Here is a 24,215-nt window from a genome sequence, read left to right as displayed (position 1 = left end):
AATAACTTAATATCGCTGTTAGTAAATTTTATAACCTACTAAACAATGGCCGCTATTATAAGGATGTGCCACTAAATTAGCAACCATAATAAGTAATAAGTTGATAAAAAAAGCAATGCTGTTTATTGCTTTGCTCTATGATTAAAACGACATGTAGAAATCGATCGCTTTTTCAAATACAGCGTATAAAAATAAATTTTGGCTAATTATGAAAAAATACAACACTCTAAAATTGATTTTAGGTGATCAGCTCAACCCTGCTCATTCGTGGTTTAAAGACAAATCAGACGACACCGTATTTGTAATTGCTGAGCTTATGCAAGAAGCACAGTATGTTAAACACCATGTGCAAAAAATATCAGCCTTTTTTAAATGCATGGAAAACTTCGCTAATGCACTAGAAGATGCTGGCTTCAATGTATTACATCTCACGCTAGATGACACCAAAGACGATGATGACTTACCCGCTCTTTTAACGCGTTTAGCCAAGCAGCATGAATGTACCTCTTTAGAATATCAATACCCAGATGAGTACCGTTTAAAAACACAACTTCACGAATTCGCGACTAATAGTGAGTTAACGGTGAATGCCTGTGACAGCGAGCACTTTTTATTGGCATTTAACGACATAGACAAACGCTTTAAAAAAGATAAACACGTCACCATGGAGCATTTTTATCGGGCAATGCGTAAGCAGTTCGATATTTTAATGGAGGATGACAAACCTCACGGCGGTCAATGGAACTTTGATGCAAATAACCGTAATAAGTTCTCAAAAAACGACTTAGCCGATATCCCCAAACCAAAATTATTTAAAAATGATGTTAGCGCCATTATTGAACGTTTAGATAAACATAAAATAAATTACTTTGGACAAATAGAAACTCAGTTAAGCTGGCCAACAACCCGTAAACAAGCTATCAGTGCGCTTGATCATTTTTGTGCGCATTTACTGCCTCGATTTGGTCAGTTTCAAGATGCAATGACAGATCAATGTCCTGATAAAGATACCTTTTATCACAGCCGGTTATCGTTTGCGTTAAATGCCAAAATTTTACCCCCTCGCTATGTTATCGACCGTGTTGTTAAAGAGTTCCACCAACGCCAAGATGAAATATCGATTTCTCAGGTTGAAGGCTTTATTCGCCAAGTACTGGGTTGGCGCGAATATGTGCGTGGCGTGTATTGGAAAAACATGCCCGATTACGCCAACAAAAACCAGCTTAATGCAACTCGTGTACTGCCGAGTTATTTTTGGAATGGTAAAACAAAAATGAATTGCTTAAGCCACTCATTAACACAAAGCTTAGACAGCGCGTATGCCCATCATATTCAGCGCTTAATGGTAATAGGCAATTTTTGTTTATTAACCGCCATTAATCCTGATGAAGTGGATGAATGGTATTTAGGTGTTTATATCGATGCAATTGAATGGGTAGAAATGCCTAACGCCCGAGGGATGAGCCAATTTGCTGACGATGGCATCATTGCCACTAAACCTTATGCGGCCAGCGGCAACTATATAAATAAAATGAGTGACTACTGCAAAAGCTGCCAATACAAAGTGAAAGAAAAAGTGGGTAAAGATGCATGTCCGCTAAACAGCCTTTACTGGCAGTTTATGCACAAACACCGAGAGCGACTTGAGAAAAACCCACGAATAGGCATGGTTTATCGTAATTGGGATAAACAAGATGAATCATTACGCCAACAAACTTTAGATCAAGCCCAGCACTACATTAAACATATTGAAACTCTATAAACGCAAAAAGCCGCCAAATGGCGGCTTTTCACAGGGAAAATACGTGTGCTAGCTTAGCTATTTGCTTTCTAGCATATTGCCTGAGCCAATTTCAATTTTACGTGGTTTAAGCGCTTCTGGGATTTCGCGTTCAAGGTCGATGCTTAATAAGCCATTGGCTAAATCTGCGCCAAGTACTTTAACGTGGTCGCCTAACTGGAACTTACGCTCAAAGTTACGCTCGGCAATCCCTTGATGAATAAATTTACGCTCATCATTTTGCTCTTTACCTGCTTTAGTGCCTGATACAACCAAAGTGTTGTTTTCAGATTGTAAGGTTAACTCGTCTTCACTAAATCCAGCAACTGCCATAGTGATACGGTATTTGTCTTTATCAAGTGCTTCGATGTTGTATGGAGGAAAACTTGGCTGCTTGTCAGTTCGTGCAGCGGCATCCATTAATGATGCTAAATGATCGAAACCAATGAATGAACGGTATAGAGGTGATAAATCTACTGTACGCATAATAATATCCTCATATTTAAGCGATATTTTGCTGATACTTTTCGTTTGAACAAGTAACGGCAAAGTTTAATAAATAATATAATTTTCAAATAGTTCTGTTTAGATGAAGACCCATCAGGCGTCTTCAAATAACTATTTATGGGCGGACAATTTTATTTCAAGATTTTTTTATAAAATATTTTTTATTTTTATTTAATCCCTAAAAAAAGCGAACGCAATAATCGCTTTTTTGCACTGTAATAAATAATGAAATTAGTTACACTAGGGTTAATTAATTTGAGGAGAGCGTTATGTTAACAGTAATTTTTGGCCGTGAAGGCTGCCCTTTTTGTGTTCGCGCTAAAGATGTTGCAGAGCAACTTGCTAATGACCGCGATGATTTTAAATACCGCTACATCGACATCATCAAAGAAGGTATCAGTAAAGAAGATTTAGAAAAGTCTGCAGGCAAGCCATGCCCGACTGTGCCACAAATTTTTGTAGACCAAACACACATTGGTGGTTTTACAGAATTTGAAGCCTACGCCAAAGAAAACCTAGGCCTTTACCAGTAATTTTGTAGGTATATTGTTAACCAGCTCAATTAACGCACAATTGAGGCTGGTTAAATTTCGACCAACATCAAACACATATAAATTAGTTGTAATTTATACAAGCATTTGCCTCGCATTTCCTATACAATGCGCGCCTCTTTAAATTCGTTGAGGCGTATTAATGTCAGAACCAGTCACGTTTGAATCTCTAAATCTTTCTCCTGCAATTTTAAAGGCAGTTGAAGAGTTGGGTTACAAGACACCATCTGAAATCCAAGCTCAATGTATACCGTTATTGCTAGAAAGAAAGGACGTACTGGGACTAGCACAAACGGGTACAGGTAAAACAGCAGCATTTGCACTGCCATTACTAAATAATATTGACCCGTCTGTGAAACAGCCACAGATCCTTGTACTCACACCTACCCGTGAGCTTGCGATCCAAGTAGCTGAGGCATTTGAACAATATGCAAAACACACTCGTGGTGTTGAAGTATTGGCACTTTATGGTGGCCAGAGCTACAGCATCCAGTTGAGCGCACTTCGTCGTGGCGCGCAAATTATCGTTGCTACACCGGGTCGCTTAATCGATCACATAAACCGTGGCACTATCAAGTTTGATGCTCTTCAAGCACTTGTACTTGATGAAGCCGATGAAATGCTACGTATGGGCTTTATCGATGATGTTGAAAGCATCATGGAAAAAACGCCGCGTGAAAAGCAAACATGTCTTTTCTCTGCGACTATGCCTAAGCAAATTCAAAACATCAGCAGCAAATATATGAATAACCCTGAACAGGTTCATATTTCTGCGCGCAACTCGACTGTATCATCAGTTGAGCAAGTGTTTTGGAATGCCCATGTTCATAAAAATAAAGCGATTGTTCGTTTCTTAGAAGCTGAACAATATGAAGGTGCTATTGTTTTCGTACGTACGCGTAACGACACAGTGCAACTTGCTGAGTTATTAGAGCGCGAAGGTTTCTCTGCGGCGCCACTTAACGGTGACATGAACCAGCAAGCGCGTGAGCGCACGGTTGATCGTTTAAAAAGCGGCATGCTAAACGTTGTTATTGCAACAGACGTAGCGGCACGTGGTCTTGATGTAGACCGTTTAAGCTTAGTTATCAACTACGACATTCCACAAGATTCTGAAGCCTACGTTCACCGTATCGGCCGTACAGGTCGTGCTGGTCGTACTGGTAAAGCGATTCTTTTCGTTAAGCATAACGAGCGTTATTTACTTAAAAATATCATTCGTCATACTAAATCTGAAATCGCACAAGTTGAATTACCTACAGCTAAAGTTGTTGAAGAAAAACGTATCAATGCCTTACAAGAAAAGCTTACGCTTGCTCTTGAAAACAAAGATATTACTTTCTTCAATGAAGTGGCTGCCAGCATGGCACAAAAACTTGAGCTTGCTCCTGAAGACTTAGCGGGTGCGTTACTGTGTTTAGCACAGCAACAATCACCAATTAAAGTTGAAGAAGTTAAGATTCAACCGCGTGAGCGTAACGAACGTAATGATCGTAATCCTCGTAGCAATGACCGTGGAGACCGTGGTCGTCGTAACGAACGCCCTGAACGTGGCGGTGAGCGCGCTGAGCGTAAACCTCGCGAGCGTAACAGTCGTGATGCAGGCCCTATGGATACATACCGTATCGAAGTAGGTCGTGAGCATGGTGTTCAGGTTAAGAACATTGTTGGCGCAATCGCTAACGAAGCAGACATTTCAAGCAAGTTTATTGGTGACATTCGTCTTCACGACAGTCACAGTACGGTACAATTGCCGCAAAATATGCCTAAAGATGTACTTGATCACTTCCAAAAAGTGTTTATTTGTAAACGCCCAATGGGTATGACATTAACACAAGATCAAGGTCCTTCTGAGCCACGCGGCGAGCGTTCTGAACGCCCTGCTGGTGACAAGAAGCGTAGCTTTAACAAAGAAGGCCAACGCCCTGATAAGCGTAGCGGTCCTCGTAAAGAACGTCGCCCAGTTAGCTTCACCGCTAAGTAAGCAACGATTCTTTAGTAAAAAAACCTTGCCACGAAAGTGCCAAGGTTTTTTTGTGCCTGGAATTCAGGTATCAGGTATCAGATTAGCTTAATCTTCGTAACGCACAGCCAACTTTTATCAGCTTTAAAGTGCAGTGTACCTACACCTCTTTGTAAATAATTTACTTAGCCCGCTCCCCACAACTCGTACCTCGAAGCCCGTACCCACTAGCCTTTGATATCTCAAGCTTCTTTGTAGAATAGTTCACTTAACACAAAAAAGCCCCACCAGTTCATGGTAGGGCTTTTACTTTGTTATAGCGAATATATTTGTTAAGGCGCTACTGCTGGGTACACGTAGCTGGCATCAAGTCCTAATGGGATACCGAGTGCCCAGTAGCCTAGCAAAAAGATACTCCAGCCAATCATAAAGGCGATTGAATACGGTAGCATCATCGCGATAAGCGTACCTATGCCTGTGCCTTTAACGTATTTTTGACAGTACACCACCACCAGCGGGAAGTATGGCATTAGCGGGGTGATAATATTAGAGCTAGAATCTCCCACACGGTACGCTGCTTGCGTTAAGTCTGGCGAAATACCGAGCTGCATTAGCATAGGTACAAATACCGGACCTAATAGTGCCCACTTAGCCGAGCTTGAACCAACAAACAAGTTTACAAAACCAGTTAGGAAAATAATCCCTACCACCGTTACAGAGCTCGGTAACTCCATTGCTTTTAATACCTGAGCCCCTTCAATTGCCAGTAAGGCACCTAGGTTTGATTTACTAAATGCAGCAATAAATAATGAACAAAAGAATGCCATAACAATGTAATACGCCATACCATTCATGGCCTTGCTCATCGCATCTATCATGTCTTTAGAGCTTTTAAAGGTGCCTACGGTAAAACCATATACTGCGCCTGGGATCCAAAATAACAAAAATATCAGTGGCACTATTGATTGCATTAGTGGTGAACTAAAGTTTGTTAACGAGCCATCGCTGCTGCGCATCGCTGAATCAGCTGGTGCAGATACATAGGCTAATAATGCAATACCTGCAATCATTACGGTACTGGCAATAAGAAATGCACGTTTTTCGTCACTACGAGCATCTTCAAATGCTGGTAGGTCTTGAGTTTCACCATCTACTGGTGAATTTTTTAAACGTGGTTCAATAATTTTATCGGTGATATACCAACCTAGCATCACAATAAATAAGCTTGATGCTGAAGCAAAGCCCCAGTTATTAAGCGGGTTAATGCTCATTGTTGGATTAATAATTTGTGCTGCACTTTGGGTAAAGCTTTGCAGTAATGGGTCAATCCCAGATGGGATAAAGTTAGCGCCAAAGCCACCACTTACCCCGGCAAATGCGGCTGCAATACCGGCAAGCGGATGACGACCAGCTGCAAAAAATATTACCCCAGCAAGAGGAATAACTAGCACATATCCTGCATCGGTAGCCGTATGGCTCACAATAGCCACTAAAATAATTGAGGGTGTTAGTAATTTTTTAGGCGTTACTTTGAGCATTAATTTAAGGCCGGTATTAATAAAGCCCGAATGCTCTGCAACGCCCACACCCAGCATAGCAACCAGTACGACACCCAGTGGCGCAAAACCGGTGAATGTTTTTACCATAGAAGATAAAAAAGTAGCCAACGAATCGCTGGCAAGCATGTCATTGATGATAATGGCTTCGCCAGTACAGGGTCTATTGCATCAAACGTGACGCTTGAAAACCACCAAGACAAAAACCAAATTAATAACATGGCAAACAAAAAGATAATTGCTGGATCAGGAAGCTTATTACCTACCCGCTCAACAAAATTTAAAAATCGCGCAACTATGCCCGTTGGCATTGTCGCATCATTATTGTTATTCATTTCACTTGTTCCCTAGAATTTAGACTACGCTACTTTAGCGTATCTAAGGAATGAGGTAAATTTTAACTGAATAAACAAGTTCTTTTTTAGGCACAAAAAAACGCGGCTCAGTGGCCGCGCTATTATTAATGAATAAAAAAAGCTTATGCGAGTGCTTTTACTTCATCCCATATTCTTACTACGAGTGCTTTATCGTCTTCATTAAGTTCGCCGTTGCGATAAGCTTTTACTAAGCTTTTTTCAACCGTGTCGTTTAGTTCTGCAACGTCTAGATTTAATTCTTCAACTTGTGCATAACCTACGGCTAAATCAAAGTGGCCGCGTAAATAACCGCCGGCAAATAACTCGTCATCGGTGGCTTTTATCACTAAATCATCAAAATATTGCTGCGCAGCATCTATGTAATTTACTAAACTCATGTGTTACTTCTCCTCTGGGTGCAGCCCATCTTGATGACCTACTGCATACATAATATGGTCGTTAAACCCACTGGTTACACGGATATAACCGCTTAATTCATCATCTAATTTGCTATCACCGGTATCACAAATCAGCGGTCGGCCATTTAAAGCCTGTAATTTTGTTTTTGTAGCCACAACAATAATATTATCGCGGCCTATCGCTTTAATTAACGCAGGACTGAGTTGTTGATTGCCTCGACCAAAAATATGCCCTTGGCCGCCAATTAGAGTGATCACTAACTTTGTTTCACGTTCTTTGGTAAGTTCAAGAAGTTGCTGGGCTGTTAGGTCTTGGCCTACTAAAGCTTGATCTTTAACTAAATCAACACCGAGCAGCGTATTCTCAAGCCCCATTTCTTCCATCACCGCGCCAACGGTAGAGCCACTACCCATGACATAGAGGGTATCGGCATCCATTTCACTGACCACATAAGCGGCAATATCAGCAAGTACCAATTCATCGGTTTCTTTACCGCCATTTTTAACCGCTTGTACATAGCGCACTTCACTGGGTACTTGCATTTCGCCATAACGTTTTGCTTTTACTGTTCCTTGGCGAAAGGCGACTTCATCAATGTCCATGACATCGGCATCGCTTAGCGTTACCAACTCACCTTTAACTAACATTTCAACTACGCGGCCTGCAGCTTTTGGCGTTATGGCATATACTCCAGAGTGAATTTTACACCCTGCAGGAATGCCCAACACAGGTACAGAGTCTTCGACCGCATGGCAAATATTACGTGCAGTGCCATCACCACCAGCAAATAAAATTAAATCTACACCTTGCTGCTGTAATAAACGTGCTGCCGCTTCAGTATCGTCACTGGTTGTGGGTGAGCTACTTTGATAAACCACTTGGGTATTAAAGCCGAGTGATTTTGCTGTTTGCTCCCCCATTTCATCATTAACAGTATAAATAGTAATATTTGACTGATGAGGTACAAGCACTTCAAGTGCAGCTTTAGTGCGGCTATTTGATTTAGGCTCAGCGCCTAATGCAATGGCTTTAGCGGCGGTGTCTTCGCCGTCACTGCCTTTTAACGCCACGCTACCGCCCAATCCTGCAACCGGGTTTACAATCAGCCCTAACTTAAACTGCATCTTTTAGCTCCTCGGGAGAATGCCATGAAAACTGCGCAGCATTTAAAGGCCACGTTGTGTTATAAAATTTACACAGTGCTTTTAGTAACCTTGTAGTACGTGGGTTAAATCCGTCTTGCAGCAGCTGTAATAACTTTGCATGTACACGCGATTGAAACGCAAATCGACAGGTTTGTTCACCATTTAAATTATCTACCGATACGTTAAAATCAAACCCCGCGGCCACACTGAGCGCCCACTCTATTGCTTGGGGTTTTACCTCTACAGATTCAAACTCTGCTTGCTGTGAAGCATCGCGCCCGTCGGGGCAATACCAATAACCATAATCTTCAACTAAGCGGCGCTGAGAACCTGCCACTAACCAATGGGCTATTTCGTGCAGCGCACTGGCGTAAAAACCATGGGCAAATACAATTTGATGATAAGGCGTTGTATCATTTGCGGGAATGTAGATAGGCTCGTGCTCACCTTTTACCAAACGCGTATTATAGCTTTGGAAAAAAGTGTGTTCGAAAATAGAAATTAAATCCGCTATTTGATGCATAAATATTTCGTATACTCGTTTGAACCCGATGCTTTATAGCCATATAAAACTAATATAAAGCGCACTAAAAACGAGGCGAATTGTACGTACTTTTCTGCACAAAGTAAAAAGCTAGCGATTTAAAGAGATGTTCACATAAATCTCTTTAAGTTTACACACGCTAAGTCATGCTCATTGTTGTTATGACAAGTATTGAGAGATATCTACCTCATCTATTTGTTCAGCACTGAGGTAGCGTTTAGCGTAATCAAGATAAATACCTGAACTTAAAAACAGTTCAAACACGGCTTTATCAACATGATGATCGGCCACCATTTTGGCTAATATACTCATCGACTCGCTGAGTGTTTTTGCCTTTTTATAGGGCCTGTCGGCCGCCGTTAGGGCTTCAAAAATATCAGCTAGCACCAATACTCGTTCTGGTATTGATAAGTCATCCGCATTGAGTTTACGCGGATAGCCTGTGCCGATTAATGTTTCGTGATGGGTAGAGGCATAACGCGGTACGCGCTCAAGTTCTTTAGGGAACGGCAGTGTATCGAGCATACGTATCGTACTTATCATGTGCTCATTAATTTTAAACCTATCCTCTTTAGTAAGAGTGCCTCTTGAAACTGTTAAATTATAAAGCTCCCCTAGGTTATATTTATATTTACATGGGGCAATTTTAATCCCTAAACGCTCATCATATTCAATCGGCTTATCATGAGGAATTAAGTGCCAAGGTTTATCGCTGAGTAGCTTTTCAGTAGCAGGCAGCGTGTCACTCGTTTGTGCATAGCGATACATTTCGACAGGTGAAAGCCCTAGCTTATCGTCAAAGTGCCGCACCCAAGTAACATTGCTTAGCAAGGTTAAACGCTCAAGCGAGGCTGCTGTGATTTTTTCGCCGCCAATATTACACTGTGCAATAAAGGCAAAATCGTCCAACAACTGTTGATGTTTAGCCGCCAACTGCTTAGCTAGCTCACTCTGATTTTTTGGGGTTTGTTGCAATGACTTGTAGTAATCAAGCTCGGCATCTCGCCAAAGGACTTCAAACCGTGTTCTTACTTCATGAATACGATTATAAATCACTTCCAACTTAGTGCCTTTATCGACAATGTGCTCTGGAGTAGTTATTTTACCGCAATCATGTAACCAAGCAGCTAAGCTAAACTCTTCAATCTCCTCATCACTTTTAAATTTAAACGTTTGAAAGGCAGGTAACTCTGATTCTGAAGCGGCTTTAGCAAGCTTAATACCGAGCTCAGGAACACGTTCGCAGTGTCCCGCAGTGTAGGGAGACTTATCATCAATTGCTTGAGCTATAAGCTCAACAAACGAAGCCATGAGTGCTTTTTGGCTTTCTTCGTGTTGTTGTATCGACTTGCTCATTTCGACCATAGAGCTGGCTAAAGTATTAATTTCTTTAATATGACTTTTTAAGGTTGAGACTTGCTTAAACTGACGATTTTTAATTTTATTGTTTTCACCCACCAGCGTTTTAATAGGACCGACAATGGGGGATGCAAAAAACCACGACACTGGTAACATCATAATTAAGCAGGCAACCGTAATTATTATTGAAAGCTTTATTTTTTCTCTTGTGGAGCTCAATACATCTTCTTTAGAAACCATAATGGCTAAATAGCCCGTACTAGCTAGCGCTAAATAATCAGATAGTGGCTTAATAAAAACATACTGTTCTTTACCATCAATGTTCACTAACTGTAGCTTAGAGAAGTTACTATCATCATCCAATAAAGTGATTAATTGCTCATCAGGAACAGTGCCCACAACTTTTGATTTTTTCTCTGGATTAGTATTAAGCCATTTATCACTAAGTTGTTGTTTAAATTGCATAGGCAGTTGCGTGGCTGCATAGTCAAACAAGGCTTTTAATTGAGCGTCTTGGTTATGAAATAATAAGTGATAGTCATTTGAAAAAAGCGCGGCACTGTCTTCATCAAGCGGATTGTACTGGATCCCCTCAATAAAAAATTGTTGTTGGATATATTGTAATACCGCCTTGCTGTCTATTCCCGCATAGGTATCACCATTGGCTACATGCGTTAACAACGTTTTTGTATTGGGAACCTCTACTAAGTTAATTTCTGGAAATTGCGCTTGCAATGTTTTTACAATTGACCAGCCCTCACCCACTGCAACTGACTTACCAGCAAGTTGCTGTATGTGGGTGATTGGTGGGTTGTTTTGTTGATTAACGATACTCAAAGGCAAATTTACCATGGGTGTACTAAGCATACCTAAGGTATTATTCGTTGTGGTATTAACTACAGGATGAAGTACATCTATCTGATTATTTTTAAATAAATTAAGTAATTCTTGCCAACTAAGTCCATTAACATAATTTATCTTAATACCCAGTAGCTGCACAATCGCATTGATATATTCAATACTGTAGCCATTGGGCGTACCACTAACACTAAAGTCCATAGGGGCCCAATTTGTTTCGTTTGATACTGTAATAGTCGGGTATTGTGCAATTACTTTTTGCTGTTGCTCGCTTAGCGTTAATTGTTTCAAGCTTTTGTTTTTATCAACCTTATCTTTCTGATTTGAAGCAACAATCTCTCCTTCTCGATTATATATAAATAACCGCGCAGAACTATGCATGCCCAACTGCTGCTGTTGTGTTAATAAATAATTAGAAATATTATCGACCATAACTCCAAGAGCTAACACATGGTCTTTGCCTTTGGTTTTAATCGAGTAGGTTTGGCCTGAAGTTTGTAAATGCGAGAATAAGTAAGGTTTAGTTTTATTCACCTGCTCTGAATTTGCTTGTTTAAACCACGTTTGCTCTCGAGGATCAAAAAACGTCGGTTTATTGGTTTGTTTTCTTAAGTTAAAATCAGCATCAAAGTAGTACCTGTGTTCTACCCTTTGCCCTTTTTCGGTTTTAATATGGATCACAACCCACCGGTCATTATCAACCGTATTTAAACGCTCTCTGACTATTTTACCACTCTCAAGATTGATAATTTCATAAAAGTCTCCGTTGCTATAGCCCATAGAAAATGCGTAAAACAAAGGGTTTAATTCCATTATTTCGCTCAATACATTACGCAGCTCTGTTTTGTCTGAAAAGTTATTACCTACTAGTGAAGTATTTTTAACCATCATATTTAAAGTATTTTCAGATTTTTCATTGATGCGTGATAGGTAATCAGCAACAGATTGCGTGGTCATATTGAAATGCAGCAGGTTAGACTCTAGTGCCATTTTTTCGCTGAAGTAATACTGTAAACTAGTGGCTATAATGGCGGTAATAGACGTTGCCAATACAAATACCGCCACAACCGTTAAACGAATAGAAAAGCGCACTGTTCTTTTTAACTTATTTAACGCTTTAAATATCATTGAACTTTCCTTGAAGCACTTTTAAGAGCAATAAATACAGAGAGTTGAATACTGCTAAAAACAATATTCATAATCCGTATGGAGCTAAAGTAATATTAGTCACAAAATCAAAAATATAAAACTTTATGCACTTATTTACTGATCACTTAATTGCGCTTACCATATGCCAACCAAAAACCTAAATTGACTCACTCTTATGGTTAAACAACACAGCTCTTTTTCGTGGCTATTTATCTCTTTTACTTTTTTAACACTCTTGGCTACTTCTGCCAGCAGTTATGCAAAAAGCATAAGTATTAACGTATTTGCTATTCCTTCTAAGCCTATTGTTGAGCTAGTCGCTAACACCAGCGATAAATTAGCTACGCACCAAATTACTACGTTTTACCAACAAGGGTTACCCGTGCACGCCACCTTGTATTTAACGGATTACCCACTTGAAGCACAAAACGAAATTAAGCAAATGGTAGAGCGTATTGCCAAAGAACATCAGTCGTTTGAGATAAAAGCCAATGGATTTAGTGTGTCACCAAGTAATTGGGCATTTATAAATTTAGAAAAATCATATCAATTACAACGATTGGCAGATGAGGTTACCCTTAAGCTTGAGCCGCTTCGCGATCATCAAGCACCAGTGCCTAGTTGGGTAAAGCATTACCCTAATAAACTTGTGGCTTTTGAACGTTATGGCAGCCCTAATGTATTTCAAAATTTTCAGCCGCATTTAACCCTACTTGCAAATGAGAAAAATCCTGCATTAGCGTTAGTACAAAAAGCGCTGCACGCTGAGCCGCCGCAGGCACAAGGTGAAATAATTGGGATTGGAATTGGAGTGTCTGATCAGTTTGGTCAACAAAAAGAAATACTCGCTAAGTACTTTTTTGATGCCAAATAAATAGTTAATAACAGGGCTAATTACACACTTTATTAACTTAAATGGTTTATGGGTTTATGGGTTTGTGGTTAGCTTATCTGTTAAATGTTTTTTAAGTATGCGGGTGTTACGCGTATTTGCTTTAAACATGGCATCAAAAATATCTCCAAAAAATGGAATGAGCCCGCCAACAAAATCAATCAACATATTTATAATAATACGGCTTTTTACTCGCTTGCTAACACCTAAGCGCTGCGCTTCAATTAGTACATAGCCAGACAAAATAAGCCCTGCTAAATCACCTATCACAGGTAACAGCCCAATCAGCGACTCTACACCAAATTTTAATTTAGTAAACGGAATACCAATACTGCTATCAGTAAAGCGGCTAAACTCTTCGAGTCGTTTTATGGTGGCTTTATATTCAGTTTGTGAGATGGAAGCTTGATTGTTTTTTTGCATACTAACAGCTCTCTTATTTTTAGGTGCGCTGAGCACATTTAAATTATTGAGCGGCAATAAAGATGTATAGCCTGTATATACTAAACGCACTATTGCCCGTTTAGTATAGTTTTAAACGTAAGGCGCTTAAATAGCGCCTTTAATTGGCCCATGTTCGTGGTTTACATGTGGGTTTTGACCGCGTTGACGAAGTAAATGATCCATTAAAGTAATAGCCATCATTGCCTCAGCAATCGGAATAGCACGAATGCCTACACAAGGATCATGACGACCTTTGGTGATCATTTCAACCGCTTCATTTTCGGTGTTAATACTATTACCGGGAATAGTAATACTCGATGTCGGTTTAAGCGCAATTGATGCGATTATATCTTGCCCCGTTGAAATTCCTGCAAGCACGCCACCGGCATGATTTGAGGTAAACCCATCAGGGGTTAACTCGTCGCGGTGCTCTGAGCCTTTTTGCTCGACTACATCAAAGCCATCGCCAATTTCAACGCCTTTAACAGCATTAATACTCATTAATGAATGTGCAAGTTCGGCATCTAGCCTATCAAATACTGGCTCACCTAAGCCAACTGGTACATTTTTAGCCACTACTTTTACTTTGGCACCCACTGAGTCGCCTTGCTTTTTTAGCTCGCGCATATATTCATCAAGTGCTTCAAGCTTACTTGTATCTGGGAAGAAAAATAAATTGTTTTCCACTTCGTCCCAATCGTAGTTTTCGGCTTTTATTGGCCCTAATTGACTCAAGCATGCTTTAACTTCAATACCATGAAACTGCTTTAAATACTTTTTAGCAATGGCGCCTGCCGCAACCCGAATAGCGGTTTCACGCGCAGATGAGCGGCCACCACCACGGTAATCGCGTAGGCCGTACTTGTGCCAGTAGGTATAGTCACCGTGACCTGGACGAAATACGTCTTTAATTTTGCCATAATCTTGTGAGCGTTGATCAGTATTTTCAATTAATAAACCAATACTGGTACCGGTGGTTTTACCTTCAAAAACGCCCGCTAAAATTTTAATTTGATCGCTCTCACGGCGCTGCGTGGTATAGCGACTTTGTCCAGGCTTTCGACGATCTAAATCGTGTTGTATGTCGGCCTCTGTTATCTCAAGGCCTGCGGGCGTGCCATCCACTACGCCGCCTAATGCAACGCCGTGGCTTTCGCCAAAGGTGGACACTTTAAATAACTGCCCTATGCTATTACCTGCCATTAACTTTCCTCATTCCTAATGACTTATAGCCGAGAATTAACTCGGCTATTGTTTTGCCCAGCCATTTGGGATGAATGGCTAGTATTAATTATTACTGTGCAAAGTAGGCATCTAGTTGTTGCTTGCTAATAACAAACACACCTAATCCGCCTTGTTCAAACTCAATCCATTCAAATGGTGCGCCTGGATACAGTGCATCCATATGTACCATAGAGTTACCTACTTCGACAAATAACAAACCGTTATCTGTTAGATGCTCACTAGCTTGATCTAAAATAGTACGTGTTACATCAAGGCCATCGTGACCCGATGCTAACCCAAGTTCTGGCTCGTGGTGGAACTCACGTGGTAGATCAGCCATATCTTCAGCATCAACATACGGTGGGTTTGCTACGATTAAGTCGTATTTTTGCCCAGACACACCACTGAATACGTCAGACTGGATCGGTAATACACGGTCACTTAGTTGATAGTCAGTGATATTGATATCAGCCACTTCAAGCGCTTCATAGGATATATCAACCGCATCTACTTGCGCATTTTCGAATGCTTGTGCCAATGCAATCGCAATACAACCCGATCCCGTACATAAATCTAAAATACGCCCTACTGACTCTGGCTGCTCTAGCCAAGGTGTAAAACGATTATTAATAAGCTCAGCAAAAGGCGAGCGAGGAATTAATACACGTTCGTCCACATAAAATGGCATATTGGCAAACCATGCAATATTGGTCAGGTATGGAACTGGGGTAAAATCGTTAATCCGCTCGGCAATTAAGCCTGCTAAACGGTTTTTTTCAGTGCTGGTTAAACGGGCATGCATCAGCTCTTTAGGTGCATCAATTGGCAAGCTAAGTGCTGGTAATAACAAACTTACCGCTTCATCCCATGCGTTATCGGTGCCATGACCAAAGAAAATACCGCTACTTGCAAATTGACTTGTCGTCCAACGAAGCCAATCGTGTAAGGTTGAAAGTTCTGCAACAGCTTCATCCAGGGTTGCTTCTTCTATTAGTAATTCACTCATCAGTATTATCTGCCTGCTACTTTCAAAAAATTAACTCAATCGGGGCACACTATGGGCCCCATGATTGCCCTATTGTATACCCAAGCCACCTCTAGGTGCGAGTGACAGTTAGAATTAAAAGTAATTTAAACAAGGCATTGATTGCAAGTGTAATAGTCACTCTGTTGTTCAAATCAATAACGCAGTATAAATCGCTTTTAAACTAACCTTATTGGCGCCGTACTATGCACCTCAAAGCTGCTTGGGTATCACACCTTTTTACTCGATTTTTACCACTTTTTTGTTTAGACTGCCGCTATGAAAAAAGATCCACACTCAAACAATCTAATTAGCCCTGATGACATTGACTTGTTTCGTCAAAGTATCAGCGGTGCGCGCGTGTTCAAACAAGACACTCACCGTTTTAGTAATAAACCTAAAGTGTCACAAGCGAAGCAATTTGCCCAGCAAAAAAAGCAACAACAATCAGAATTTTTCTTTTCTGATGAATATGTGCCCGATATAGACACTAACGGTACTGTTAATTATGTGCAACAGGGTCAGGATCGTTTTTTAGCGAAACAACTACGCCGAGGGGATTTTATACCTGATTTAACCCTCGATCTGCATGGCTTAAATAAAGAAGTAGCCAAAGATGAACTCGCAGGGCTTATTCATGAGTGTAAAAAAAAGCATTACTACTGCGCCTGTGTTGTACACGGAATTGGCGGCCATATCCTCAGGCATAAAGTGCCGCAATATTTAGTGCAGCACCCCGACGTTATTGCTATGCATCAAGCACCACTTGAATATGGCGGTAAAGGTGCAGTACTCATATTAATTAACTTACCGCAAAGTGATGAGTTTAGACGCTAATCAATAAGAGCCCTTTAGTGCATATATTTTCGATTATATTCCCGCTGATTTTTATTGTGCTATGTGGCTATATTGCTAGTCGCAGTGGCTTTTTAGAGCGCATCCACATAGCGGGGTTAAGCAAGTTTACTTTTTATATTAGTGTGCCGAGCTTTTTATTTTTAAATATGGCCAAAGCAGACTTACAAACCAGTGTCAGCTTAAATGGTTTTTTAAGTTTTTACATTCCCGTTATTTTAATTTACTTTCTTGCCCTGGTTATTGACCGCTATATTCTCTCTAAACACCCTCAATACGAGCGTCACAGTGTGTTTGCCCTTGGCAGTAGTTATTCAAACACTGTATTAGTGGGCTTGCCGATTATTATTGCCGCATTAGGCGAGCAAATGATGGGCATTATTTTTATGATCATTACCTTTCATAGCGCGTTATTGTTCACCCTTACTTTTTTAATTAGTGCAAACAGCGCCAGTCATGTGTTTTCCTGGTCAGCATTTGCCAAGAATATGCTACTCAATCCAGTGGTGTTAAGTATTAGCACTGGTTTATTGGTTAATTTGGCAGGGGTTACTTTATTTGCTGATTTAACTAATGGCTTAGCACTTTTAGCTAAACCTGCAATTGCCTGTGCGTTATTTGTTTTGGGCGCCAACTTAGCCTTTTATAAAGTTAGCGATAACTGGCAAGCAGCAGCTATTGCCAGCCTATTAAAATTAGTCATATTACCTGCCTTGGTGTTATTGCTAGGCACACACGTATTTGCACTTAATGAGTCACTGTTAAAAGTACTGGTACTATTAAGTGCATCGCCATTAGGCGTTAATGCCTATTTAATTGCATGCCAAATTAAGCAACATCAAGATACCCTAGCCAGTGCAGTGGTTTTATCTACAGTATTAAGTGTGCTGAGTTTTAGTGTATGGTTAACCATTTTACTTTAGATATATGCCTAACCACGTTTTATTGTCAGGCTTTAAGCTGGGGAGATTCGTAGTTTATACGGTTACATTAGCTGGCGCATCTATAGTGATGTAATCACTTTTATGGCTCACTTCATTGTAACTAATTTGGGCAACAGCACCAGTATTAAAAATTGGCATATTACCCGGGCACAGTTGGTCAACCAAATAGCTCACTATGGGCATATGGGCAACTACAAGCCAGGTATCGCATTCGGGGTGAAGCGCAATTAGCGTTTCTAAATAATCTGCGGCAACCTGGGGGTTCCCATCAGGAATAAAATCGTGACAGGTTTCTTCAAATAAAAAGTGATTACTTTTTTTAACAGCCTCGGCCGTTTGCTGCGCTCTAACATAGGGACTAACTAACAAGCCACTGGGAGCGTGCATTTTTTGCAACCATAAACCCATCTTTTCAGCTTGTTGCTGACCCACAGAAGTCAAATTTCTACTGACATCATCAGCCTGCATAGGTATTGCTTCACCATGACGCATTATCAAGATTGTTTTCATAAAAAATCAACCAATTAAAGAATATAAAACAGTAGCCAATTTGCTCGAATTTCCGCTATATTAATAACTCAAACCTATTTATTTTCTTAAAATAGTTCTTTCATGATGTTCAGGTAAATAGCGTCGCATTCCTGAAGTTATCATCTGTTGTTAACAATTATACGTTTAGTTTCAGGAGCATCATTTGAAAATCAGCACTAATGATAACAGAGCTTACCGCACACTAACACTGGACAATGGTCTAAAAGTGCTTTTAGTGCACGATCAGGACTCAGTAAAAGCGGCAGCCTCCATGGCTGTAAACGCCGGCCACTTTGACGATCCTCTTGATAGGCAAGGCTTAGCGCACTTTTTAGAGCACATGCTGTTTTTAGGCACCGATCTGTATCCTGAATCAGGCAGCTTTAATAATTTTGTCTCTCAATCTGGTGGTAACACCAATGCTTGGACTGGCACGGAGCATACTTGCTACTTTTTTGATATTAATAACAATCATATTGAATCGGCGTTAGCGCAATTTAGCCGTTTTTTTATAGCGCCCACATTAAACCCCGCAGAAACCGAAAAAGAACGAAATGCTATTGAAGCTGAGTTTAAATTAAAGATTAAAGATGATGGCCGACGTATCTATCAAGTGCATAAAGAAACGGTCAACCCTGCACACCCATTTGCTAAGTTCTCCGTAGGCAACTTACAAACATTAGCTGATAGAAAACGCTGTATTAGTGATGAATTACGTGACTTTTTTAATCAGCATTACCAAGCTCAATGGATGACTTTAGTGATTTGTGCCAATGAATCATTAGATACACTTGAGGCATGGGCAACTCAGTATTTTTGCCAAATTAAAGGCAAAAAAGGTAAGTTAAAGCCACCTATAGAAGCGCCGCTTTATCGCAGCCAAGATTTAGGTAAGTTGCTTCATATAGAGCCACACAAACACGTACAAAAGCTAATTATTAGCTTTGCCATGCCAAACATAGACGATTTTTACCGTCATAAAACAGTTAGTTTTATTGCCCATTTACTAGGATATGAAGGGCAAGGCTCGCTATATTCGGTACTTAAAGAACAAGGTTGGATCAATGCTCTGTCTGCCGGAGGTGGCATCAACGGTAGTAACTTTAAAGATTTTAATATTAGTATGGCGCTGACCGATGAAGGCATTGAATACTACGAAGACATTATTGAAATGGTATTTGAATACATTTGCTTAATAAATAACAACATCAGCAAATTGCCTCGCCTGTATCAAGATAAACAAAAGCTGCTGCAAATCGCATTTGATAACCAAGAAAAATCTCGACTGATTGACTGGGTCAGTAATTTAAGTATTAACATGCAACATTACGATGAAGTTAATTACTTACAGGGCGACTATTTAATGGAAGGCTTTAAAGCCACCACCCATGAAATGGCGATGCAATGGTTAACCCCTCACAATATGCGTTTAGTGCTGATTCATCCGGGTGTAGAGCCTGAACATACAGCTGCTTGGTATAACACACCGTATAAAATTGAAAAACTGTCACTACATTGGCTCGAAGCGCTGGCACAAATTAGTCAGCCACAAGGTGAAATGTTATTACCTACCGCAAATCCTTATTTAGCTAAAGATGTTGTTTTATATCCAATAGAGTCGCAGCAAGCTCATCCAACGTTGCTGGTAAAAGAAGCTGGCTTTGACTTTTGGTTTAAACAAGATGCCACCTTCAGAGTGGCCAAAGGGCATTTTTATTTAGCCATGGACTCTGACTTTGCAGTTAAAGATGTAAAACATATGGCATTAACTCGATTGTTTTCTGATTTGTTTATGGATAGTGTTGGCGAGCAATTTTATCCAGCGGAGCTCGCGGGCTTAAGTTATCACTTGACCTCTCACCAAGGCGGCTTAACTTTACATACTGCGGGGCTATCTTCAAGCCAACTTGAGCTGGTTGATCAACTAATTGATGCACTATTTAACGTAAAAATTTGTGCTAAACGCTTTGCTGAATATAAAAAGCAACTAGTAAGGCATTGGCGCAATAGCAACCAAAACAAACCAGTTAGTGAGCTCTTTAGTATATTAGGCGCTAAGATAATGCCGTGGAACCCACAGCCTGACGAGTTAGCAAATGCACTTAAAGATACCTGTTTTCATCAGTTTAATGAGTTTAGACAGGCGTTTTTTAATGCGCTTCATGTTGAATCTTTTTTACATGGCAATTGGCAGCAAAATGAGGCGCTTGAGTTTCAGAAAAAGGTGGCACTGCACCTTAAAAAGTCAGCGGTCATAGAAGATTTAAAGCGCCCACTTTTTGAAATTACCAAAGTGACTCGTTACGAATTAGAACTCGCTTGTAGCGATAATGCTATGGTGATTTACTACCAAGCATTAAGCGATGATGTTGATGAAAAAGTAAAAATGATGGCGCTTAATCATTTAATTAATCAAGATTACTTCAATGAGCTAAGAACCACACAACAACTGGGCTATTTAGTTGGTGCCGGTTATGCGCCCTTTAATACCCGTGCCGGAATTGCTTTTTATATTCAGTCACCTAAATTTGAACCTAGCACGTTACTGCACAGGCATAACGTGTTTATCAGTCAGTATTTATCAACCATTGATGAACTAACAGAGCAAGTCTGGCAGCAACAAAAACATGGGTTAACAACGCATATTGCCGAAAAAGACAAAAACTTGCGTTTACGTTCACAACGTTTATGGCTTGCTATTGGCAATGGCGATCATCAGTTTCATATGCAGCAACGCCTGCTGGATTCTTTAAACGCGTTAACGCTTGAAGATTTAAAAATCTATGCAGCTGAAATTTTCAATGTAGATCGCCCAAGATATGAGCTTTTAAGCGCCAAAACTGCGAATCAATCGGAGAATCTACCACTTTATTCGCATTCTCTTTGACTCTTGCTCGCGCTTGATTTAGATTGTCTTTTGTAAATAAGAAGTAAGACAATGAACAAAATAAAAATAATAAAATACATTCTATTGTTGGCCGCTTTGGCCACAGCCTACTCTGCTAGTGCATTCGAGTCATCGTTTAGCTTGAACTTAAATGCGCTAGTCGTTAGCGTGTGCGCAATAATGTCATTACTGTTAATTTATTTGTTAACGGTTATTCACTCACTAAAACGCTCACACTCTCAATTACAGCTGTCTGAAAAACGTTTAAAAAGTACCGTAGAAGGCAGTGGTGACACGCTATGGGACTGGAATATAAAAACCGGAAAAGTTATTCGTATTAACGACAAGTACGTAATGAATAGTAGCAATCTAGTAGAATTTCCACCGAATAAAAGCCTAATACACCCTCGTGATTTAACTCATGTAGACTACCTATTAAAAAAACACTTTGCTGAAGAGAGTACTTTTTTCGAAGCTACTTATCGTATTAAAGATAGTTTTGGTAAATGGCATTGGGTACTCGACCGTGGCAAAATAATTGAAAAAGACGCGAACCTTAGCCCACTGCGAATGACTGGCACGGTAAGAGATATTTCGCAGTTAAAATCAACCGAAGAACGACTGAACCTATTTGCAAAATGCGTTGAGTCACTCACTGATGCACTGGCTATATATGATAAAGACTTTAAGCTTGTTGATATTAATCCCAGCTTTTTAACTTTGTTTGGCGGTGTACGTGAGCAATACCTTAAAAAAGAATTTCATTTAGCCGGTTATGACAAAAGCTACATAGAAACCATAAAAGACACCGTTCGAAAGCACGAGCATATTCAAGAAGAAGTAAAGCTGCGCAATAGCGATCATGCTTTACTACCATTTGAAATCTCGATAGATGAAATTAAAAACGCGCAAAATCAAATTACCAATTATGTCGTAGTATATTCTGACTTAACAGAGCGTAAAAAAACCGAGTCTGAGCTCAATAATTTATCTAATCGAGATCGCACCACCAGCTTACCTAACCGTAATTTGTTTTTTTCTGACTTACAAAAACTAGCCAAGCAGCATTCTCACCATGCCTTGTTAGTATTTGATTTAGATAACTTTAAAAAGATAAATGACTCATTGGGTCATCAGTTAGGTGATAGCTTGCTAGCAAAACTTGCTATGCGTTTAAATAAGCTCACCCGTGAAAATGATGTATTTTATCGCCTTGGTGGTGATGAGTTTGCGCTTGTTATGTCTAACACCAACGATATTCACACTATTACCCGCATGGCTAAACAATTTTTAGCGGCAATAGCCACACCATTTAAAATGGCAGGTCATGAACTTGCTATCACCTCAAGTGTAGGAATTGTACTGTTTCCAGAAGATGGTAATACCCCCGAAATACTATTAAAGAACGCCGATACCGCCATGTATCATGCGAAAAAGAAAGGCAATAGCTACCTGTTCTTTAATGACACCATGAATCGCCAAGCAGTAAAACGACTGCAAATAGAAAACCTAATGCGCTTTGGTTTAAAAGAAGATCACTTTGAGGTGTATTACCAACCTAAAATGAATATTCGTACTGGTAAGCTTGCCGGAATGGAAGCGTTGGTGCGCTTTATTACCCCTAAAAAAGGCATTATTAGCCCCGGTGTATTTATTCCAATCGCCGAAGAAACAGGGCAAATTATTGAAATTGGTGAAGTGGTTTTAAACAAAGCTTGTCGTGATGTAAAGCAATGGCTAGACGCTGGATTATTTAACGCTCGTGTAGCGGTAAATTTATCGGCCAAACAATTTAGCCTACCCGATTTAACCTCTCGCATTGATGTGATTTTACAAAAAAATGAACTGCCCTCTTACTTTTTAGAGCTTGAGATCACCGAAGGTACGGTAATGGACGACCCACAAGAAGCGATTGCTATTATGCGCTCTTTAAGTGCCCGTGGCATTCATTTAGCCATGGATGACTTTGGTACTGGGTATTCATCGCTGGCGTATTTAAAGCAGTTTCCACTGAATACACTTAAGGTAGATAAAGCCTTTATTGATGATATGAAAACAGAACGTGGCCGCAATATGGTGGACTCTATCGTCACAATTGCACATAACCTTGATTTGCACGTAGTTGCAGAAGGTGTAGAGCAAGCATCGCAAATAAGCATACTTGAAGAACTAAACTGTGAAACACTGCAGGGTTATTACTACTCTAAGCCACTGTCAAAAGATGAATTTACTGCGTTTTTAAAACAACAACAGAGCCAATCAAAACTAAGTTTAATTAGAGCGACGAGTTAAGCACGCCATAAGCACGTTTTTACGCCGATATTACGTATCAAGGCACGTCGATAATGCAGATTAAATAAACACCAAGCCGCAGGCCCCAGCAGTCCCCCCAAAAATAGCCAGCGCTTAACGGGCATACCCTTTTTAATGGTTTCAATATACATAAGTATGATAAACACACCACTGAGTAAAATAAATAACACCGTAGCCACCAAACTGCTTAAAAATTAAGGCGCGTATAATAGCGTCAAACTGGCGAAAATTAAAGCAACACATTCTTTGCCCGTTACTCAGACACAAAAAAGCCGAGCAACTAACATGCTCGGCTCTCAATTCTCATTACAGCTTACTTGTCAGCACGACCCATAAACTTGTGCTCAGCGGTATTTATACGGATGCGATCACCGGTTGAAATATGCTCTGGCACTTGAATCGTTAAGCCCGTTGATAAGCGTGCAGGCTTTGATCGAGCACTAGCGGAAGCCCCCTTAATTGAAGGGTCAGTTTCTTCAACAACAAGTTCAACACTTGAAGGAAGATCAAGCCCTACCGGCGCGCCATCAATCACAATAACATGCACACCTTGGGTTTCTTCATTAACAAACGGAATTTCTTCCGCTATGGCGTCTTTAGCCAAGTTGTAAGGCGTGTAATCTTCATTATCCATAAAGACATACTCATCGCCATCAATGTACGACAGCATCGCTTCACGACGGGTTAAATCAGCAAGGTTAAGCATATCGCTGTCTTTAAATGTTTCGTCAACTTTACTACCCGTTACTACATCGTATAAACGCATACGGTATAAACTACCACCAGCACGACCTTGTGGTACTGAGCGTACGATATCTTTTACTACTAATACACGGCCATTAAAATCAATAGCCGTCCCTTTTTTAACATCACTTGCCTTTGGCATGGGTGAATTCCTATTGTTTTTTTGATT

18 protein-coding genes and 1 pseudogene are annotated in these 24,215 nt (G+C 40.2%); 8 read left to right on the top strand and 11 right to left on the bottom strand.

Annotation, left to right across the window (positions count from 1 at the left end; translation table 11 throughout):
• The first annotated feature begins 208 nt into the window (after positions 1-208).
• Positions 209-1,762 (top strand): cryptochrome/photolyase family protein, encoded by a 1,554-nt coding sequence (locus P20311_RS15320; protein ID WP_008114539.1) that lies wholly within the window; start codon positions 209-211, stop codon positions 1,760-1,762.
• 57 nt (positions 1,763-1,819) lie between these two features.
• Here the strand turns inward: P20311_RS15320 and P20311_RS15315 are convergent, their stop codons facing one another.
• Positions 1,820-2,266, bottom strand: a complete 447-nt coding sequence (locus tag P20311_RS15315; RefSeq protein ID WP_008114537.1) for an Hsp20 family protein — start codon at positions 2,264-2,266, stop codon at positions 1,820-1,822.
• Positions 2,267-2,556: 290 nt separating this feature from the next.
• On the opposite strand from P20311_RS15315, the gene P20311_RS15310 reads away from it, so the two are divergent.
• Both P20311_RS15310 and P20311_RS15305 read left to right on the top strand, forming a co-directional pair.
• Positions 2,557-2,820, top strand: a complete 264-nt coding sequence (locus P20311_RS15310; protein ID WP_008114535.1) for a GrxA family glutaredoxin — start codon at positions 2,557-2,559, stop codon at positions 2,818-2,820.
• Positions 2,821-2,980: 160 nt separating this feature from the next.
• A complete protein-coding gene (locus P20311_RS15305; protein ID WP_008114534.1) occupies positions 2,981-4,822 on the top strand; it encodes a DEAD/DEAH box helicase in 1,842 nt (613 codons plus the stop codon).
• Between the two features lie 311 nt (positions 4,823-5,133).
• Here P20311_RS15305 and P20311_RS15300 read toward each other — a convergent pair.
• The 5 genes and pseudogenes from P20311_RS15300 to P20311_RS15275 form a co-directional block, all read right to left on the bottom strand.
• Positions 5,134-6,692, bottom strand: a pseudogene (locus P20311_RS15300) (AbgT family transporter).
• A 143-nt stretch (positions 6,693-6,835) separates the two neighbouring features.
• Entirely contained in the window at positions 6,836-7,111 is a 276-nt protein-coding gene (locus tag P20311_RS15290) for a YfcL family protein (protein ID WP_008114527.1), read from the bottom strand.
• Positions 7,112-7,114: 3 nt separating this feature from the next.
• On the bottom strand, positions 7,115-8,257 hold the full coding sequence (locus P20311_RS15285; RefSeq protein ID WP_008114526.1) for an ATP-NAD kinase family protein: 1,143 nt from the start codon (positions 8,255-8,257) through the stop codon (positions 7,115-7,117).
• Entirely contained in the window at positions 8,247-8,801 is a 555-nt protein-coding gene (locus P20311_RS15280; protein WP_008114523.1) for an elongation factor P hydroxylase, read from the bottom strand. Before P20311_RS15280 ends, P20311_RS15285 begins: the two co-directional genes overlap by 11 nt.
• Positions 8,802-8,981: 180 nt before the next feature.
• Entirely contained in the window at positions 8,982-12,167 is a 3,186-nt protein-coding gene (locus P20311_RS15275; RefSeq protein ID WP_008114522.1) for an HD domain-containing phosphohydrolase, read from the bottom strand.
• A 196-nt stretch (positions 12,168-12,363) separates the two neighbouring features.
• Here P20311_RS15275 and P20311_RS15270 point away from each other — a divergent pair, with 196 nt between their 5' ends.
• Positions 12,364-13,062 carry a 2'-5' RNA ligase family protein gene (locus P20311_RS15270; RefSeq protein ID WP_008114521.1) on the top strand — a complete coding sequence of 233 codons (699 nt, stop codon included), beginning with the start codon at positions 12,364-12,366 and terminating at the stop codon, positions 13,060-13,062.
• A gap of 54 nt (positions 13,063-13,116) precedes the next feature.
• Here the strand turns inward: P20311_RS15270 and P20311_RS15265 are convergent, their stop codons facing one another.
• From P20311_RS15265 to prmB, 3 genes are all read right to left on the bottom strand, one after another.
• On the bottom strand, positions 13,117-13,503 hold the full coding sequence (locus tag P20311_RS15265; protein ID WP_036985267.1) for a DUF4112 domain-containing protein: 387 nt from the start codon (positions 13,501-13,503) through the stop codon (positions 13,117-13,119).
• A gap of 126 nt (positions 13,504-13,629) precedes the next feature.
• Positions 13,630-14,727, bottom strand: a complete 1,098-nt coding sequence (aroC, locus tag P20311_RS15260; RefSeq protein WP_008114519.1) for a chorismate synthase — start codon at positions 14,725-14,727, stop codon at positions 13,630-13,632.
• Between the two features lie 91 nt (positions 14,728-14,818).
• Positions 14,819-15,754, bottom strand: coding sequence for a 50S ribosomal protein L3 N(5)-glutamine methyltransferase (gene prmB, locus P20311_RS15255; protein ID WP_008114518.1), 936 nt, complete (start codon positions 15,752-15,754; stop codon positions 14,819-14,821).
• A 297-nt stretch (positions 15,755-16,051) separates the two neighbouring features.
• Between prmB and smrB the strand changes: the two genes are divergently transcribed.
• Both smrB and P20311_RS15245 read left to right on the top strand, forming a co-directional pair.
• On the top strand, positions 16,052-16,609 hold the full coding sequence (smrB, locus tag P20311_RS15250; RefSeq protein WP_008114517.1) for an endonuclease SmrB: 558 nt from the start codon (positions 16,052-16,054) through the stop codon (positions 16,607-16,609).
• 17 nt (positions 16,610-16,626) lie between these two features.
• A complete protein-coding gene (locus P20311_RS15245) occupies positions 16,627-17,550 on the top strand; it encodes an AEC family transporter (protein WP_008114516.1) in 924 nt (307 codons plus the stop codon).
• Positions 17,551-17,604: 54 nt separating this feature from the next.
• Here P20311_RS15245 and sixA read toward each other — a convergent pair whose 3' ends face one another.
• Positions 17,605-18,081, bottom strand: a complete 477-nt coding sequence (gene sixA / locus P20311_RS15240) for a phosphohistidine phosphatase SixA (protein WP_008466677.1) — start codon at positions 18,079-18,081, stop codon at positions 17,605-17,607.
• 184 nt (positions 18,082-18,265) lie between these two features.
• Here sixA and P20311_RS15235 point away from each other — a divergent pair, with 184 nt between their 5' ends.
• Both P20311_RS15235 and P20311_RS15230 read left to right on the top strand, forming a co-directional pair.
• Positions 18,266-20,989 carry an insulinase family protein gene (locus P20311_RS15235; RefSeq protein ID WP_008114513.1) on the top strand — a complete coding sequence of 908 codons (2,724 nt, stop codon included), beginning with the start codon at positions 18,266-18,268 and terminating at the stop codon, positions 20,987-20,989.
• Between the two features lie 51 nt (positions 20,990-21,040).
• Positions 21,041-23,281, top strand: a complete 2,241-nt coding sequence (locus P20311_RS15230; RefSeq protein ID WP_008114510.1) for an EAL domain-containing protein — start codon at positions 21,041-21,043, stop codon at positions 23,279-23,281.
• 334 nt (positions 23,282-23,615) lie between these two features.
• Here P20311_RS15230 and yeiP read toward each other — a convergent pair whose 3' ends face one another.
• Positions 23,616-24,188, bottom strand: coding sequence for an elongation factor P-like protein YeiP (yeiP, locus tag P20311_RS15220; RefSeq protein ID WP_008114504.1), 573 nt, complete (start codon positions 24,186-24,188; stop codon positions 23,616-23,618).
• Positions 24,189-24,215: the final 27 nt, after the last annotated feature.

The organism is Pseudoalteromonas sp. BSi20311 (genome assembly GCF_000239875.1).
Classification (GTDB): Bacteria; Pseudomonadota; Gammaproteobacteria; order Enterobacterales; family Alteromonadaceae; genus Pseudoalteromonas.
Note: the sequence above shows the minus strand (reverse complement) of the source record. Positions and strands in the feature narration are given on the sequence as shown.

Excerpts from the sequence above, each read along its gene's own strand:
- P20311_RS15320 (WP_008114539.1), top strand. The coding sequence starts at position 209 with ATGAAAAAATACAACACTCTAAAATTGATTTTAGGTGATCAGCTCAAC.
- P20311_RS15315 (WP_008114537.1), bottom strand. The coding sequence starts at position 2,266 with ATGCGTACAGTAGATTTATCACCTCTATACCGTTCATTCATTGGTTTC.
- P20311_RS15310 (WP_008114535.1), top strand. The coding sequence starts at position 2,557 with ATGTTAACAGTAATTTTTGGCCGTGAAGGCTGCCCTTTTTGTGTTCGC.
- P20311_RS15305 (WP_008114534.1), top strand. The coding sequence starts at position 2,981 with ATGTCAGAACCAGTCACGTTTGAATCTCTAAATCTTTCTCCTGCAATT.
- P20311_RS15290 (WP_008114527.1), bottom strand. The coding sequence starts at position 7,111 with ATGAGTTTAGTAAATTACATAGATGCTGCGCAGCAATATTTTGATGAT.
- P20311_RS15285 (WP_008114526.1), bottom strand. The coding sequence starts at position 8,257 with ATGCAGTTTAAGTTAGGGCTGATTGTAAACCCGGTTGCAGGATTGGGC.
- P20311_RS15280 (WP_008114523.1), bottom strand. The coding sequence starts at position 8,801 with ATGCATCAAATAGCGGATTTAATTTCTATTTTCGAACACACTTTTTTC.
- P20311_RS15275 (WP_008114522.1), bottom strand. The coding sequence starts at position 12,167 with ATGATATTTAAAGCGTTAAATAAGTTAAAAAGAACAGTGCGCTTTTCT.
- P20311_RS15270 (WP_008114521.1), top strand. The coding sequence starts at position 12,364 with ATGGTTAAACAACACAGCTCTTTTTCGTGGCTATTTATCTCTTTTACT.
- P20311_RS15265 (WP_036985267.1), bottom strand. The coding sequence starts at position 13,503 with ATGCAAAAAAACAATCAAGCTTCCATCTCACAAACTGAATATAAAGCC.
- aroC (WP_008114519.1), bottom strand. The coding sequence starts at position 14,727 with ATGGCAGGTAATAGCATAGGGCAGTTATTTAAAGTGTCCACCTTTGGC.
- prmB (WP_008114518.1), bottom strand. The coding sequence starts at position 15,754 with ATGAGTGAATTACTAATAGAAGAAGCAACCCTGGATGAAGCTGTTGCA.
- smrB (WP_008114517.1), top strand. The coding sequence starts at position 16,052 with ATGAAAAAAGATCCACACTCAAACAATCTAATTAGCCCTGATGACATT.
- sixA (WP_008466677.1), bottom strand. The coding sequence starts at position 18,081 with ATGAAAACAATCTTGATAATGCGTCATGGTGAAGCAATACCTATGCAG.
- P20311_RS15230 (WP_008114510.1), top strand. The coding sequence starts at position 21,041 with ATGAACAAAATAAAAATAATAAAATACATTCTATTGTTGGCCGCTTTG.
- yeiP (WP_008114504.1), bottom strand. The coding sequence starts at position 24,188 with ATGCCAAAGGCAAGTGATGTTAAAAAAGGGACGGCTATTGATTTTAAT.